This is a genomic window from Bacillus sp. JUb11 (genome assembly GCF_024807925.1).
In the GTDB taxonomy this organism is placed as follows: domain Bacteria; phylum Bacillota; class Bacilli; order Bacillales; family Bacillaceae; genus Bacillus; species Bacillus altitudinis.
The window spans coordinates 203,826-219,746 of the sequence record NZ_JANUEZ010000002.1; the positions used below are offsets into that span (position 1 = coordinate 203,826).

The 15,921-nt window shown below is 42.3% G+C and carries 15 protein-coding genes; 3 read left to right on the forward strand and 12 right to left on the reverse strand.

What is annotated here, in order from left to right; genetic code table 11:
- Positions 1–37: 37 nt before the first annotated feature.
- The 3 genes from M2369_RS04285 to M2369_RS04295 form a co-directional block, all read right to left on the reverse strand.
- Entirely contained in the window at positions 38–343 is a 306-nt protein-coding gene (locus M2369_RS04285) for a YunC family protein (RefSeq protein WP_007500404.1), read from the reverse strand.
- Between the two features lie 67 nt (positions 344–410).
- The gene (locus tag M2369_RS04290) at positions 411–1,784 is read right to left on the reverse strand and encodes a bifunctional metallophosphatase/5'-nucleotidase (RefSeq protein ID WP_073412640.1); all 1,374 of its coding nucleotides are present in this window, start codon (positions 1,782–1,784) and stop codon (positions 411–413) included.
- Between the two features lie 63 nt (positions 1,785–1,847).
- Positions 1,848–2,699, reverse strand: coding sequence for a DUF72 domain-containing protein (locus M2369_RS04295; RefSeq protein WP_041091849.1), 852 nt, complete (start codon positions 2,697–2,699; stop codon positions 1,848–1,850).
- Positions 2,700–3,016: 317 nt separating this feature from the next.
- Between M2369_RS04295 and M2369_RS04300 the strand changes: the two genes are divergently transcribed.
- Positions 3,017–4,189, forward strand: a complete 1,173-nt coding sequence (locus M2369_RS04300; protein WP_259253414.1) for a PucR family transcriptional regulator — start codon at positions 3,017–3,019, stop codon at positions 4,187–4,189.
- Positions 4,190–4,253: 64 nt separating this feature from the next.
- Complete coding sequence (locus M2369_RS04305; RefSeq protein WP_259253415.1) at positions 4,254–5,411, forward strand: oxalate decarboxylase family bicupin; 1,158 nt, start codon at positions 4,254–4,256, stop codon at positions 5,409–5,411.
- Between the two features lie 48 nt (positions 5,412–5,459).
- Here M2369_RS04305 and M2369_RS04310 read toward each other — a convergent pair whose 3' ends face one another.
- Entirely contained in the window at positions 5,460–6,653 is a 1,194-nt protein-coding gene (locus M2369_RS04310) for an MFS transporter (RefSeq protein WP_008346860.1), read from the reverse strand.
- Between the two features lie 163 nt (positions 6,654–6,816).
- The gene (locus tag M2369_RS04315; RefSeq protein WP_259253416.1) at positions 6,817–8,052 is read right to left on the reverse strand and encodes a pyridoxal-phosphate-dependent aminotransferase family protein; all 1,236 of its coding nucleotides are present in this window, start codon (positions 8,050–8,052) and stop codon (positions 6,817–6,819) included.
- Positions 8,053–8,225: 173 nt separating this feature from the next.
- Between M2369_RS04315 and M2369_RS04320 the strand changes: the two genes are divergently transcribed.
- Positions 8,226–9,104 (forward strand): endonuclease I family protein, encoded by an 879-nt coding sequence (locus M2369_RS04320; protein ID WP_017367997.1) that lies wholly within the window; start codon positions 8,226–8,228, stop codon positions 9,102–9,104.
- A gap of 120 nt (positions 9,105–9,224) precedes the next feature.
- On the opposite strand, the gene M2369_RS04325 is transcribed toward M2369_RS04320, so the two are convergent.
- The 7 genes from M2369_RS04325 to M2369_RS04355 form a co-directional block, all read right to left on the reverse strand.
- Positions 9,225–9,683, reverse strand: a complete 459-nt coding sequence (locus M2369_RS04325) for a hypothetical protein (RefSeq protein ID WP_039956360.1) — start codon at positions 9,681–9,683, stop codon at positions 9,225–9,227.
- 126 nt (positions 9,684–9,809) lie between these two features.
- On the reverse strand, positions 9,810–10,529 hold the full coding sequence (locus tag M2369_RS04330) for an IucA/IucC family C-terminal-domain containing protein (protein ID WP_173408254.1): 720 nt from the start codon (positions 10,527–10,529) through the stop codon (positions 9,810–9,812).
- A gap of 21 nt (positions 10,530–10,550) precedes the next feature.
- Positions 10,551–11,588 carry a FecCD family ABC transporter permease gene (locus M2369_RS04335; RefSeq protein WP_039168968.1) on the reverse strand — a complete coding sequence of 346 codons (1,038 nt, stop codon included), beginning with the start codon at positions 11,586–11,588 and terminating at the stop codon, positions 10,551–10,553.
- A complete protein-coding gene (locus M2369_RS04340; RefSeq protein ID WP_073412648.1) occupies positions 11,581–12,597 on the reverse strand; it encodes a FecCD family ABC transporter permease in 1,017 nt (338 codons plus the stop codon). Before M2369_RS04340 ends, M2369_RS04335 begins: the two co-directional genes overlap by 8 nt.
- Positions 12,598–12,667: 70 nt before the next feature.
- Positions 12,668–13,621 carry an ABC transporter substrate-binding protein gene (locus M2369_RS04345; RefSeq protein WP_007500381.1) on the reverse strand — a complete coding sequence of 318 codons (954 nt, stop codon included), beginning with the start codon at positions 13,619–13,621 and terminating at the stop codon, positions 12,668–12,670.
- A 139-nt stretch (positions 13,622–13,760) separates the two neighbouring features.
- On the reverse strand, positions 13,761–14,663 hold the full coding sequence (locus M2369_RS04350) for an alpha/beta hydrolase (RefSeq protein WP_045034560.1): 903 nt from the start codon (positions 14,661–14,663) through the stop codon (positions 13,761–13,763).
- 71 nt (positions 14,664–14,734) lie between these two features.
- Positions 14,735–15,646 carry an alpha/beta hydrolase gene (locus tag M2369_RS04355; RefSeq protein ID WP_216099133.1) on the reverse strand — a complete coding sequence of 304 codons (912 nt, stop codon included), beginning with the start codon at positions 15,644–15,646 and terminating at the stop codon, positions 14,735–14,737.
- Between the last annotated feature and the right edge of the window lie 275 nt (positions 15,647–15,921).

Below are 15,921 nucleotides of genomic sequence, written 5' to 3' on the forward strand. Positions count from 1 at the left end.
TGCAGACAGGCGGGGGGATAGGAATCATCTGTTCATTTTATTTCACCATTTTTAATAATGCATCTCTTCCAATTGTGCCAGCATGAATGCCGAGCGACTCAGCGGCATATGTCACAGATTCTAAAGGTGCATCTAGCAATTGCTCGATGGTTCTTACACCGACTGCTCTTCCTGCGATGATTCCTCTATCTGCAAGCTTTTCATTTAGGAGCCCGACATCAAGTGCACCGCACATAATATAACCATGCTCATTTGTCACTGCCATGAAATTGGTCTTTGGCAGTTTGACGGTGACGGCTGTAAAGGAATGGCCATCAATTGTAATAGGTGTTAAATTCACCATATCCCTTCACTCCCTTCAACACAATCTATGTGAAGGGAGGGCAAGTGTTGTTAGGCTGGAGCGGATTTCACTTTGCATCCTTCAATCGCCAGCTCAGGACATCACGTAAAAATTCCGGCATAAAATATTCAATGTGTTCATGGTCACGTATATGAGGAAAAAGAGAGCCAAGTGTATACATATCCACTGTGCCAACTGTATAGGACACGTCCTCTTGGATCAGCTCGCCGTTTACATAGACCTCTTTTACTCGTTTGGCTTCGCCCTCTTCTAATGAATAAGTCAAACCGCTGTATAGCATTTTCCCCATCAGTTCGCCTCTAAAGCCAAAGCCTTTGATGCGTAGCTGTTCCATTTTTTCTTCACAGCCACGAGACACTGTTTCGATCAATTGCTTCCCAGTAAGTGTCACCCGAATTGGATTAATGGGATGCGGGCATATCCGGTGAATGTCTTCTCTTGTGACGATGCCAGCCTCTAATGAATCAAGCACCATCCCAGCATTCATCATGCCGATATCTGCCTCGCACCATTCTTTAATGGCATCTGTTAAAAGTTGCGGAAGCTGGGAGTCATCAAACCACTTTGTTTCGAGCTTTGATTTAATGGATGTCACTTTTTCCTGCATGAGTGACTTCGCTCGTCTTTCAGCTTTCTGTAAAGTCGTGATCGCTTCATCGGATTCACTGATCAGCTGATCCACTGATTGCACCGTCGCTTTTTTCTCGATGAGCTCGCTACTCGCTGTGTCAATGGTCAGCTCGACACAGCCAATATAATGCCCATACTTTTCAGCACATGCAAGAAGAACGCCATTATCCATCTCGCCCTGTTCTAAAAGATGATGCGTATGTGAGCCTAAGATGATGTCGATTTCTGGGAAGTCATGGGCTACCTCTCGATCATGGATGATGCCTAGATGGGAAAGAAGAACAATGACATCGGCTTGTCCTTTCACTTCTTGTAGCATCTCCCGTATGCTCTCAAATGGGTCTGTAATGTCCCAGCCCAGCTTTTCATAGACAGGTGTATACGCAATGGTCACCCCTAAGACGGCGATCTTCAGTCCATTTTTCAACGTGATCACTTCATAAGGCTTTGCCCACGATGGTCTTTTGCCTTTTTCAAATAAATTAGATAAAATCACCGGGAATTGCGCGTCTTTGTACAATTGGTCGAGCTGCTCATGAGGCAACGTAATGCCTTCATTATTACCAATTGTGACTCCATCATAGCCAAGCTGATTGAGAAGTTTGACATTCACTTTTCCATAATCCGCTTCTGATACAAGGTTTACTCGATCCATATGATCGCCAATATCAAATAAGAGCATCTGATCGTGAACTTGACGCTTTTCTTCAATATAAGCTGCGATTTTTGGCCAGTTTTCAAAGTGGCTGTGCAAGTCGTTTGTATGATATAACCATAGCTTCTGCAGCATGTTGATCTCTCCCTCAAGTTGTCACTGAACCGTCTCGTTCAAATTGAAAGCCACAGCTCTCATTTAACTAAATAAATCTAACTGCTTCGGCGATAAGCTTGAATACGTCAAATCCAGCAAATCAATCATTTGCTGGCCATTCGCTGCCGCATCTCCGCCTGAGTTATTATTAAATACGACATATACATCTTTCGATTGTTGATGCAGAATGTCGATGTTCTTTTTCCATTCCTTTAGTTCAGCTTCATTATATAAATATAAGTAACGAACTTCACGCCAGTTCTCATGATCTGCCGGGTGAAGCCAGCCTTGTTTATTTCTTCCGTGGAAACGGACCAATGTTTTGTCACGGTGTGTGGCTTTTATGACTGGCGGTATAGACCCTTCTCCGACTTGCGGTTCATCACAGACGGAATGAATCCACCCTTCTTTCTCCATAAAAGATAAGGTTTGTTCATAAAACTCGTCTGAAAACCAAGTTCGGTTTCGGAATTCGAGTGCACAAGGAATGTCCCCCATCTTCTCCTTACACCATCTTAAATAGTGGACGTGCTCCTTTTTGCAATCAAACCATGGTGGAAATTGAAACAGAACCATCGCCAGTTTCCCTGCTCGAATGAGAGGAGTCAGTGAAAGAATAAAGGCGTCAAACATTTCTTCCTTTGAAGCAAACGGGATCTCGCCTCTTTGATGCCCGGTCATACCTTGATATGCTTTCACAACAAATTGAAAGGCGTCTGGCGTATCTTTTATCCATTTTTCATGGTTCCGCTCAGGCTGAACAGCATAAAAGCTTGCATCCAGTTCCACAATGGGAAACGTTGATGCGTAGTGAAACAGCTTTTGAGAGCTGCCGATTCTCGGCGGGTACAGACTGTCATGATCGCCCCAGCCAGTTAATCCGATATAAATCATCTATCTCACCTCTTGCCACTTGCTTGTCTAAACGGATTTTCCCATTGAAAGTCTTTGTTTCTTGGGATACCCATCTTTCTGAAAGAAATTCTTATGTCTACAACATATCATATTTACCCATTTTTCTGAATGAAGATGACTGATGTGACGTGATTTTGCCCTGCCATCTTTTTTGTGATATTACATCACAACTTTCTATCTAAATTGAATGGAGCTGATAACATAAAATTGATATCAGAGACTTTGACAGCGATTGTCCATTTTTTTATTCATCTTCACCAAAGGCTTCAGCTCTAAAAAAAGGAGAATGAGTGGATATGAACATTGTCGATCATCATGTTGAAGCATTGCAAAAAGTGGCCCAAAGAATTCATCAGCCTGTCTATATGATCAATCAGTATGGACGTATTCTTTTCACCTCACCCCAAGGTATGACAAATCCAGATTGGATACAAATGCTCCGCTTGTTTCACAGTACGCAGCAGCATTATTTTTCTATGGTTCATTCAAAAGAAAGCGTTTCTGTTTTCCCTATCTATATAAACGAACAAGCTTATGATTATTTAGTCGTTCCCGCCTTCATTCATCCTCAAGACGACATGGGGCTGCATTTGATAATTGAACAAGCTGTACATGCCATGTCCATTTTGCGCATCAAACAACATGCCATCAAGCAATCCACAGAGCGAGCAAAAAATGAATGGTTTCGCAAATGGATGGAGGGGACGATTTCCTCAGAGCAAGATGTCACCCGCCTGGCACGCATGTTTGGATTAAACACAACGATTCCCTATTTATGTATCGTCTGTCAACTTGATCAGAGCAGTCATTTCACTTGTTTCCTTAAGCAGCAAACCCTTGTAGATGATGTGTTTGCTTTACTTGAAAGCACCCTTTCGCACTATCCATTTCCCTCCTTTCTTTTTGTCAAAGGAGATATCGGCATCTTCCTTATAGAAGAGACTGGCGGCTGGCAGGCAATGAACAAATCGATCTGCTCTTTTTTAAGACAAATGCAGATCCTTATTAAACAGCATGTGAATGCCACTATTTCCTTTGGTGTAAGCTTAAGCGGTTATCTCATCACCGATCTGCCAAAAGGATTCAGTGAAGCTGCCCATGCTCTGCAATCAGGCCAGCTCTCATTACGAGCTGAATATATTCAGTTCTATCAAGCAAAAGATGTGTCAGATTTACTGAAGCTCATCCCACCAAAAGATTTAACAACATTCTATGAGCGGTATCTCCACCCATTATATGAACAATCACAAGTCGATCCAAACCTTCTCCACACCTTATCTGTTTATGTCGAAACACATTGCCATATTTCAGAAACAGCCAAACGTTTATCTGTTCATCGCAACACCGTGATATATCGACTGGAGAAATGTGAAGAACTGCTCCAGATCAGCCTAAAAGATCCTGACGCAACATTGCGCTTGCGATTAGCTTTGCGTATTCAAAAGCACCTTTCATCCGATTCCAATTGAATCTTTTTTTCTTACGCCTCATATATTTTGGAGGAGAAGTGTGAATGACAAGGAGTGGTGTCAAATGGATGAGGAGATTCGTCACATCCCGCAACCGATTCGAGACGATGGGGCCGGCGCAACCGATTTAGGCCCGCGAGACGTTCTGCGCGATATGGAGAACCCAGATATGTTCGTTCCCCCTAAAACAGATGCGGGGACGATTCCTAATTTAAAATTTTCATATTCTGATACACATATGCACTTGAATCATGGCGGCTGGTCGAGGGAAATTACCGAGCGAGAGCTGCCTGTTTCAACAACGATTGCTGGTGTAAACATGCGGCTTACGCGCGGAGGTGTTCGTGAGCTTCATTGGCATAAGCAGGCGGAATGGGCATATATGATTTTAGGCAAAGCCCGGATCACATCTGTAGATGCAAAAGGACGGAATATGATCGCTGATGTAGAAGAAGGAGACTTGTGGTATTTCCCACCCGGTATTCCGCACTCCATTCAAGGTCTTGAGGATGGCTGTGAGTTTCTCCTTGTGTTTGATGATGGTGCTTTTTCTGAATTTGATACGTTCACCATCACAGACTGGTTTGCTCATACACCAAAAGACATTCTTTCTGCTAATTTCGGCGTGCCAATCAAGCTGTTTGATCACATTCCACATAAACAACGCTATATGTTTCAAGGCTCTTCACCGGCATCCATTGAAAGCCAAACAGTCTCTGATCCATACGGCGGCATCAAACCGCCATTTACCCACCAGCTCCTTCGTCAAAAACCAATCGTGACCTCTGGTGGAACCGTGCGAATCGTCGACTCACGCAATTTTCCAGTATCTAAAACCATTGCTGCTGCACTTGTGGAGGTAAAACCTGGCGGGATGAGAGAAATGCACTGGCACCCGAATAATGATGAGTGGCAATACTATTTAACCGGTACAGCCAAAATGACGGTTTTTGGAGCAGGCGGGACAGCTCGCACCTTTAATTACAGAGCAGGTGATGTTGGTTATGTTCCTTTCGGAATGGGGCATTACATACAAAATATTGGGCAAACGAGCCTTTGGTTTCTAGAAATGTTTAAAAGCGATCGATTTGCTGATATTTCATTGAACCAATGGATGGCCTTAACCCCTCCTCAATTAGTGAAGGAGCATTTGCATGTAGACGATGCATTGATTCATGCGCTGCATAAAGAAAAATCACCAGTCGTGAAGTATGAGCGATGACGAAAAAAACCGATCCATTTGTGCTGATCGGTTTTTTCTATGCTGTCTTTACGATACGGCATGGGAATGTTGCTGCGCTTTTTTCGCCCATAAAATAGAAGCAATGAAACTCATACAAAGCACCAGCGTTCCAAACATAAATGGCAGCTCAATATTCACATCAAATAAAATACCCGCAAGACTTGGCCCGACGATATTCGCAAGGCTCATAAAGGAGGTATTGAGGCCGCCTGCTACCCCCTGCTGATTCCCTGCCATTTTAGATAGTAATGTATTGAGGGCTGGGCGAACAAACGAGGTGGCCGATAAAAACAAAATGGAGCCCGTAAAAATCAGCCAAAAGGAAGGGGCAAAGCGGCAGGCGATCAGCATAAACGCCGCAGCTAAAAGGGCATACCGGACGACACGCATTTCGCCAAATCGTTTCACAAAGGTATTCACTAAAGCACCTTGAACGATGACACCCGCAAGTCCAGCTACCGTAATGACAAATGCAATATCCTTCGGTGTAAAGCCATGTTTTTGGTCCACATATAAGCCAAAGATCGATTCAAAATGAATGATTCCGAAATTCAAAACAAAGGCCAAGATAAACAAAAAACCGTATGGTGTTTTTAAAGCCTGAATCATCTGCGTAAAAGGATTGAAATGAAGCTCTTTATTCAATCGTGCTTCTTCCTGCTTTTCCTTTGTTAAAGTTTCAGGTAAGAACAAGAAAGACAACAGCGTCGACAGGGCTGCAAAGGAACCAGCGATGAGGAAAGGAAAAGCAATCCCAAACTCAACCAAATAACCCCCAACACCCGGTCCAATGACAAAGCCTAACGTCATTGCTGCACTAAATAGCCCCATTCCTTTCCCTCGATCCTTCTCACTTGTGATATCAGCGATGTATGCAAACATGGCGGGCATGAGTAAAGCTCCGGCAGCACCACCAAAAAACCGAGACACAAACAGCATCCAAAGCTGATCCGCAAATGCAAAAATAAACTGGGCAATCGTAAAGCCGGCAATCCCAGCAATAATCAATTTTCTGCGTCCAAATCGATCAGTCAGCGCTCCAGCGACGGGTGATAAAGCAAATTGTGTGAGGCCAGTTGCAGCAACGAGGAAACCAAGTGTTTTCCCAGTTGCGCCAAAGGCTTCAATATAACTTGGCATGACAGGAACGATCAGACCAAATCCAAGCATGGCAATAAAAATATTGAGCATCAAAATGTACAATCTGCCCATTTTTTTCATATTAAAACCTCTTTCTTCAAAATAAATGAAAATGATGACAAAAATGATAAGAACTTCTTCAGTATAGCGATATCGCTCTCTATAAGTCTAGTTTTTCAAAAAACAGCGTTTTTTCCCAAATAAAAAATACCCGCTGGTGGCGAGTATTTTGAGAATCCCTTTTTTATTCAGCTTGTTCATAGATGGAAAGAGCCGCCTGTAACCCAGCGCCACAATTGATGGCTGCGCCGTATTTCATCAAGATGGCTTCAAGGCCTGCTAAAACAAATAGAATATTTTCCTTTCGGCAGCTATAGCCCATTGAGCCAATTCTCCATATCCGTCCTGCAAGAGGCCCAAATGAACTCGCAATTTCAATTCCAAAATGATGAAGAAGATCAGCCCGGACCGTTTCTCCGTCGATATCACTTGGAATGACGATACACGTCACGACCGGCATTTTGCAGTCTGGATCACCAAATAATTCAAGCCCCATCGCTTCAAGTCCTGCCATTAAAGCCTTTTCATGAAACAAGTGGCGCTGAAAACGTTCCTCCAGACCTTCCTCTAGCACAAGTCGAACCCCTTCTCTCAGTGCATAAAGCATCGTTGTCGCTTCTGTATGATGATTTAACCGCCTCGGGCTCCAATAATCTTGCAGCTGGCTTAGATCAAAGTAATTGCTTTTGATTGGAGAAATGTCTACCTGTTTTTGCAGTTCGTCCTGTGTTGCAATCCCTTTTTCTACTTTCTTTCTCGATTGTACGACGTCAGCCACTCGTTCATTATATGTGATCGGTGACATCCCTGATGGAACAGACAAGCATTTCTGCGAGCCCCCAATTGCCGCATCGATTTTCCATTCGTCTACCTTGACCTCGACACCACCAATTGTCGCCACAGCGTCTACAATAAAAAGCGCATCAAGCGCTCGGCATGCTTCACCAATTTTCTCAAGCGGCTGTAATCTTCCGGTAGATGTTTCACCATGAACCATCGCAACAATTTTCGGCTTGACTTGATGCATCTCTGCGATGATGTCGTCTTGCTTAAAAACCGTTCCCCATTCACATTCCATTGTATGTACCTCAGCACCATAGCGCTGTCCAATTTCAATCAGCAAATGACCGAAGCGTCCAAAGACCGGAACAAGCATCACATCTCCGGGCTCGATCACACTGGCAAGCACAGCTTCAAGTCCTGAGCGCGACGTTCCATCAATTGGATAAGCCCATTCATTTTCTGTTTGAAAAAGTGATCGTAATAAGGTCATCGTTTCATTCATGATCTCTGTAAATGCAGGATCAAATTGACCAAGAATTGGTGTACTCATCACTCGAAGGACTCTCGGATCTACTTCGACAGGTCCTGGTGTCATAATGGTTCTAGTAGGTGTGTGTAGTTCTTTCACGTTATCCATCCTCTCCCTTGCTGTGTCCATCCTTATATGCCCACTTATACAGCAATGCTGATAAAATAGCAATCTCTTTTCTTACGAATTGGTTACATAAAATTTACGATAAATCCATTTATTTCTTTATGGCAATATGATAGAACTAAAGAGTATACATTCCCTATGAAGGAGGAAATAGAATGAAAAGATCTTTATTTGGAACTGTGGCCGCCGGAATTATGATTTTCGGTACATTTGCCGCTCCGCTGCCTCCCGCTGCAAATGCTCAAGGCTTTACTCTGAATGAACCGAGTCAAACCATCACCTTTTCCCCGTTACAGCTACAAACCGAAACATCTGCTCAACATGCGAAAACAACTGCTTCAAGTCAAATTGATTCCTATTACCAATCTGCTGCTGGCAAATCTGGGCCTGCTCTTAAGAAAGCATTACACGATATTATTGATGATCATACGCAGCTATCCTACAGCCAGGTTTGGGATGCATTAAAGAAAACGGATGAAGATCCAAAAAATCCAAGCAATGTGCTCTTGCTCTATAGCGGTATCTCCAGGTCAAAGCAAGCAAATGGAGGAAACGTGGGACAGTGGAACCGGGAGCATGTGTGGGCTAAATCTCACGGCAATTTTGGGACGAGCCAGGGACCTGGTACAGATCTCCATCACCTTCGGGCAACAGACGTACAAACGAATAGCACACGAGGAAATTTAGATTTTGATATAGGCGGAAATGAATACAAGGGAGCGCCGGGCAACTTCTACGACAGCGACTCATTTGAACCTCATAGCCGGGTGAAAGGAGATGTAGCAAGAATGCTCTTTTATATGGCCGTCCGATATGAAGGCGATGACCGCTTCCCAGATTTAGAATTGAACAACAAAGTGAATAATGGAAGCGCCCCTCTTCACGGCAAAATGTCTGTCCTATTGAAATGGCACAAGCAAGATCCAGTCGATCAAATCGAACGGAATCGTAACGAAATCATCTATCAAACGTACCAGCACAATCGCAATCCTTTTATTGATCACCCTGAATGGGTAAGCGATATTTGGGAATAAAAAAGAGAGGCACTGCTATGAACAAGCAGTGCCTCTTTCCATTACTATCTCTATAAAAGATGATCATACAACATCAAACACACTTCTCATCTTATAAAGATTCTGATCATTATGTTATGTTTATTCCCCAAATTTACTAATAATAATTCTTTCTACATTGCGATCTAAACAGAAAAATTCTATTTTGATATCATGCTTTGAATCCTTATAGCCTAAAATTTCATATCCCTGATCGTCATTTCTACGATAATAGTTTTCACCTAGATAATCATAGATATCTTTTTTAGTTGAATGAATATTTAGTGTGTTGTTTATATTACTTTGATTATTTTCTAAAGAGATTGCCACTATTTCTTTTCTATTATTCACTTTGAAATAATTTGAATTTGAAGTTTTAATCCACTCGTTTTCACTATAGTTTCTCTTTATTAATCCCAACTTCAATTCTCCCACCTTTAATTCAGTAAGATTTGTACTTTTTACTTTAAGAAAAGAGATGTGGTTTTTAAGTGGTTGAATGAAGAACAAGCCAATGATGATGATGAAAATAAAGATGATATATATGATAATTTTTTTCATATCAGTTCCTTCCATAAATGATTATATAATGAAACAATATAACATAAATATCATATTTAAATTTACTGTACAAATATTTAAGAAAAATCTAATCTAATAAAAAAACACCTTGCATAAGGTGTTTTTTTACTTTAGCGGACAGACGAGACAATAATCAAGGCTCTCTGATTTTTTCTCAAGCTTATAATACATACAGCAAGTCTTTCGATTTGATGTGTCTAGCAAACTTTCATCTAAATTTAAGCTGTGCTGAAAAGGATTTTGCTTCGCTCCGAAAAGATCACCCGATGCCTTCTTCAGAAACAAATAATCCTCCCGTACGCGCTCTTTCATTTTAGGCTCTTCCGTTTCTCGCATCATGCTACGGTAAAGAGAATTGATACGTACCGCTACATTTTCCCATAAAATCGAATACGGAAGTCTTGAAGTACGTTTCAATACATCTAAAAGAGGTGTGACACACTGCGTAAATAGCATGCGGACGACCTGTTCTCTCCACTCATGACGATCTCCTTCTAACTGAACAAATGAACAGAGCGTTTCATCTAGCTCAATTTTACGATCTTCTCTAAAGACACACGCCTCTGGTGAAAACCGGTAGACAGCATCATACATTGTCATCAAGTACAAAGTAGAACTAACAGCTAAATAGGCATAGCGTTTTGAAAACATGGACGCCGCCACTGCTATATTCGGTGCATGCATCGCTTCCTTTTCAGCTTCTAATAAACGTCTGATAGATGCTTCTGAAAAAAGCGCAGCCAGTGTGCGATCAGATGTCATTGGTCCATTTGTGATGTGTACCCCGAAATCAAGTAATTCTCTCTCAACCCACTCTGGCTTCATATCAAAACCCCCATCTTTCGTTTAACGATTTCGCTGTTGATATAACAAATAAATAAAGAACGGTGCACCAATTGCCGCCGTAAAAACACCTGCCGGGACATCTAACGGGAGAAAAGCCGTTCTCGCAACTAAGTCTGCCAGCATCACGAGAATACTTCCAACAAGCGCAGATGCTGGAACAAGCGCAATAAAGGAACGACCGATGATCATCCTTGCCACATGTGGCGCCATCAGTCCGACAAATTCAATACCACCTGCGAATGCAACGGCAATACCGGCTAATGTCACACTCATCAGTAGAAAGAATAACCGCTTCGCCTGAACCTTGACCCCGAGACCTGTTGCAAGATCATCTCCAAGCTCCTTCACATTCATCGTTCTTGCCAGCACCATGACAATCGGTAAAATAATCAATACCCAAGGAAGCATTGCGATGACGTCCTTCATTGTAGAACCATATAAACTGCCCGTCAGCCAGATGTATGACTTGGTCGTGGTCATCGTATCGCTGAGCACAAGAGTAAACGTCACACACGCCTTCATAATGGCGGAAATCCCAATCCCCATCAAGACGAGCGTGATCGGCTTGACGCCTTTTTTCCATGAAAGCAAATAAATCAGACATGAGACGGCAAACGCCCCTGCAATCGCCCACAAGGATTGATACGCAATAGGCACAGTGCCCATCCAAAAGACGATGAACATAATGGCGCCAAACGACGCACCGCTCGTAATTCCTATGATGTCAGGCGATGCAAGCGGATTTCGAATGAGACCTTGTAAAATAAGCCCCGATACCGCAAGTGCCGCTCCCACTAAAACCGCAAGCAGGGTCCTTGGAATCCTCAACGTATTTAATACAAACGTATTTCCCTCGCCTTGTCCGAAGATATGCAGCAGCACATCAGTAGGCGGAATAAAGCGGCTGCCCATACAAAGGCTCAGAATAAATAAACCAAAGGCAACGCCTGTCAATAATAGTAAAATCAAAAACGTCCGCTTTGAAAATTGAAATGAAATGCGCCCGCCCTTTGAACGCACTGTATATGTTTTAGCCACCTGTCTTCAACCCCTTGCGCACGAGATAAACAAATAGAGGCGCTCCTGCAATTGCCGTCATGACACCAATCGGTACTTCCTGCGGCATGATCAGAAAACGAGCGGCAAGATCTGCGACAAGTAAAAGCGACGCCCCTACAACGGCACAATACGGCAGTACCCAGCGGTGGTCAGGTCCAACAAGCTTTTTCACAATATGCGGCACAAGAAAACCAACAAACCCAATGGATCCTGCGACAGCGACGGAACCTCCTGCTAAAAAGACGACAAGTACCCCCATCGTGATTTTCAGCAGCAGTGTACGCTGGCCAAGCCCTTTTGCAATATCATCACCCGATAAAAGGACATTGATCGAGCGGCCAAGAAGCAGCGCCACCACAGTCGCCCCAAGAATATAAGGCAGCACAGGCAGCAGCATATCTATACTTCTTCCTGACACTGAACCAGCCATCCAGAACAGGATGCTTTGAATGGACTGTTCATTCACGATTAAAAGTCCTTGAGTAAAGGACGCAAACAGAGCAGATATCGCAGCACCTGCGAGTACAATTTTGACCGGTGTCAGTCCGTCTCTTCCAATGGAGCCTAGAAGAAAGACGAGCATACCTGCAATGGCAGCGCCTAAAAAGGCCGTCCACATATAACCTGTTAACGACTCGGTAGAAAAGAAAACAATCGAAATCACAATAAAAAAGAGTCCACCTGCATTAATACCTAAAAGATCTGGTGCAGCCAGCGGATTTCTCGTCAATGCCTGCATGAGTGCACCTGAAATCGCTAGACTTGATCCAACAACCGTCGCAATTAAAGCTCTTGATAATCTGGATGTCATGACAATCACACTGTTTGGATCTGACTCATCAAACTGAAGAAACGCATGGATGGTGGCTTTGAGGGAAATTGAGGTTTGCCCAAGAGAAATACTGAGCATAAAAAAGACCAACATCAACACGATGAATCCAGCAAATAGCAGTGCCTTGCTCGAATCCTTTTTTAATAAACTTCTCATCTGATTCCCGCTTTCAATCTGTTATGGAAAAAGGAGAAAATGGTTTTTCACATTTTCTCCTCTGCTACACTTATTTATCAAGCCCTAGACGATCATAAATATCATCAAGCATCATGTTTGCAGCGGTGATACCGCCAGCCATGTTCCAAGTGATTTCATCGACTTTATGCACTTGTTTCGCTTTCACTGCGTCAAGCTGCTTCCATAAAGGATGACTTGTCCACTCTTTATATGCTTTTTCAACTGCTTTATCCTGATCATCCATGAAGTAATAGATCACATCTGCATCCATTTGTGGAATGCTCTCTTTGTCTGTAAGTGTAATGATATCTTGCTTTTTATCTTTGACATTTTTAGGACCTTCAAAGCCTAGCTCTGTTAAAATTGAACCTGCAAACCCAGTTTGATAGATTCTTGCATGATCTGCACGGAAGTTCACCACAGACACACTCATTGGCCAGTTTTTAATGTCTTTCTTTGCTTTTTCTTTGAAGTCAGCGACACGGTCATCCCACTTCGTCAGCAATTCTTTCGATTTGTCTTGCTTGTTTAACGCTTCACCCATTAAATTCACTGTGTCTTTAAAAGTGAACACTGTTTCTGTTGCAACAGTTGGAGCGATTTCTTTCAGCTGATCAAAAATTTGCTCGTGACGGATTTTTGATGCAATGATCAAATCTGGCTTCAGCTTTTCAATTTCTTCTAAGTTTGGTTGTGTTTCCTGCCCAACAATTTTGACACCCTTTAAATCATCTCTTAAATATTTATACGTAGGTGCTTCAAGCCAAGATTCTACAACACCCACTGGTTTAATGCCCATAGCGACGGCTGCATCAGTTGCTCCTTGATACAACGTCACTACACGTTTAGGCGATCCTTTAATTTCAGTTGAACCGATAGCGCTTTCAACGGTTCTTGTTTTCTCATTACTATCTGACTTGCCTTCGCTGCTATTACTGCCACAAGCCGCAAGTAATACGATGGAGAGCACAACTAGTAGCGACCAAAAAGATTTTTTGAACATGTACCTCACCTATCCATTCTATATGTAGTCATATCGTTTGATAACGATTCTCATTATCACACTATGATTTTATCATAGAAAAGGATGGTGTCAATGTAAATTTTTAAGAAAAAGGTAGAGTGTTGACTAGTTGTTCAGGTTAAATGGAACTTTTCCACATTTGGATGGTACGCCCAATCTTTTTTCCCGATTCTAGTAAAATGGACAAATGAGTATGGTTTTCTATCACTTGGTAAACAGATTGATTTTTCACCTGCTGATTTGGAAGCGCCAGATATGGATGAAATTTGTCTACGTCGTATAACTCATCCTCGCTTCCAACAAACATGCCATAAGGCTGGTCCAGCCTTGCAAATTGTTTTTGAGGTGCAGATGGCGTTAAGGCAAGAGACATATTGATGGTAATGCCTGTTAAAAGAAGTGGATCTTGTGCAATCACCCATGCTGGGTAGTGAAATCGTACAGCTTCTGAATGCCCCATCAGCCTTCCTTTTGTCATCGCAGATAGCACGAATTTCCAAACTTGAACTGTGGCAAAAGGGACTTGATTAGACTTCGCTGTGTCAGATTTGTAGCCAAATTCAGGAGCAATAAAAAAGTAACCGTCTACTTTTCTTTTTTCATCCCAAGATAGATATTGAAGCAGCAATCCAGCTCCAGAGGAATGACCACAAAGATAAAGTGCTCCTTCGTGCTGCTGTTTGATGACATCCACAACTTGCGAAATATCTTGCCACACGTCAGTGACTTTGGGTGTATCCCCCTTCTTTCCTTCAGAATATCCGTGGCCTCTCAAATCCAGCAAAAACACATTCACGTGAAAATCATGTTGCAATGTATAGGCGATATGCTCATAACCAGCCAAGCTGTGAGCGCCTCCACCATGAATGATGATCACATTGGTCTGCGTGTTTGTTTCTGATAAAAACGGATAATAAGCAAGACGTATGCCGTCATGTGATTGAATGAACTGTCTTTCTGGAATAGCTACAGGAGCTACTTCCTGCATACTTGTAAATGAGAACGGTTCTGTTTCGTTCATAATTAACTTTTGATCCTCCAATTAGACACGAGAATGGCTAGAGCATTGCTGGCCATCCTCATGTTCGCATCCTATTTTGTCATATCCCTCAAAGGGAACGTCTTACTCTCAATAATAGCGACAATTTGTTTTAACGCTTGGTTCGCTTCGGGAATAGGGAAGACAGGAAAGACGTGATTCATTTTTGGGTATTCGATATAGTTGATGGGAACACCCTGCTTGTCTGCCATCTCTTTGAATTTCCGGGCATCTGGGAGAAAGAATTCATGAGTGCCAATAAAAACAGAAATTCGTCCTAACGATTTGATTTCTCCATAGATTGGACTGATCAAATGATGTGTTTCATCTGTATCACCTGCATAGGCTTTGCCCGATTCAATTAGTAAATCTAGGTTGAGCATTGGCTCTTTTGGAACCATTTTAGCGATATCAGGATTACTTAATGTCACATCAAGCCATGGTGATAATAGAATCAAGTTTCCAGGCTGCGGAAGACCTTTTTTTGCTAAGTATTGAGCAAAGGCCAACGATAAACCGCCGCCAGCAGAATCACCCATGATGACGATTTTTTCTGGTGTTCCTTTTTCTAAAAGAGCTTGGTAAACTGGGAGAACACTCTCGATTGCATCCATATACTGATGATTCGGTGCTTTAGGATAAACTGGCACATACACCGTACTATTTAATTGCTTCGTCAATCGATCCAAGAAACGCCAATGCCATACGAGCGGCTGCTCAATATAGCCTCCTCCATGTAAAAATAGCACCTGATGATCATCTGGCTGCACATCTGATTTCAACATGTACGTATCGACTGAAAACATGCTGCTTTTGGTGATGTGATATTTCTTTTTCAACTTCTCAGGCAGCACATAAGGTAATTGATTCGCCATTCTTCGTTCTTCTAAATACCCCTCAACATTTAGTTTCTTCTTTGTAAGTACAAGTAACCATTCAACAAACAAACTTTGAATACTTCGCATACGATCGACCCCTATAGATAGAATGATGACAATCAATGTCTAGGAAAAGAATGGTTTCTCTTTTTCTAAAGCATAACATAAGAACTTGTGAATCCGTTAACTGCTTTGGACAGAATACTTTTTCTATACATCTATTCATTTATGAACACCTGTCTATTTGTATTATATTTTCTAGATCCATCATCATCAATTGTCAATCTTTCAATCAATGTTCATTAATCAACACATATTCAAAAACTGTTCATTTAAACACAAAAAAGACGAGTGTTGACCAC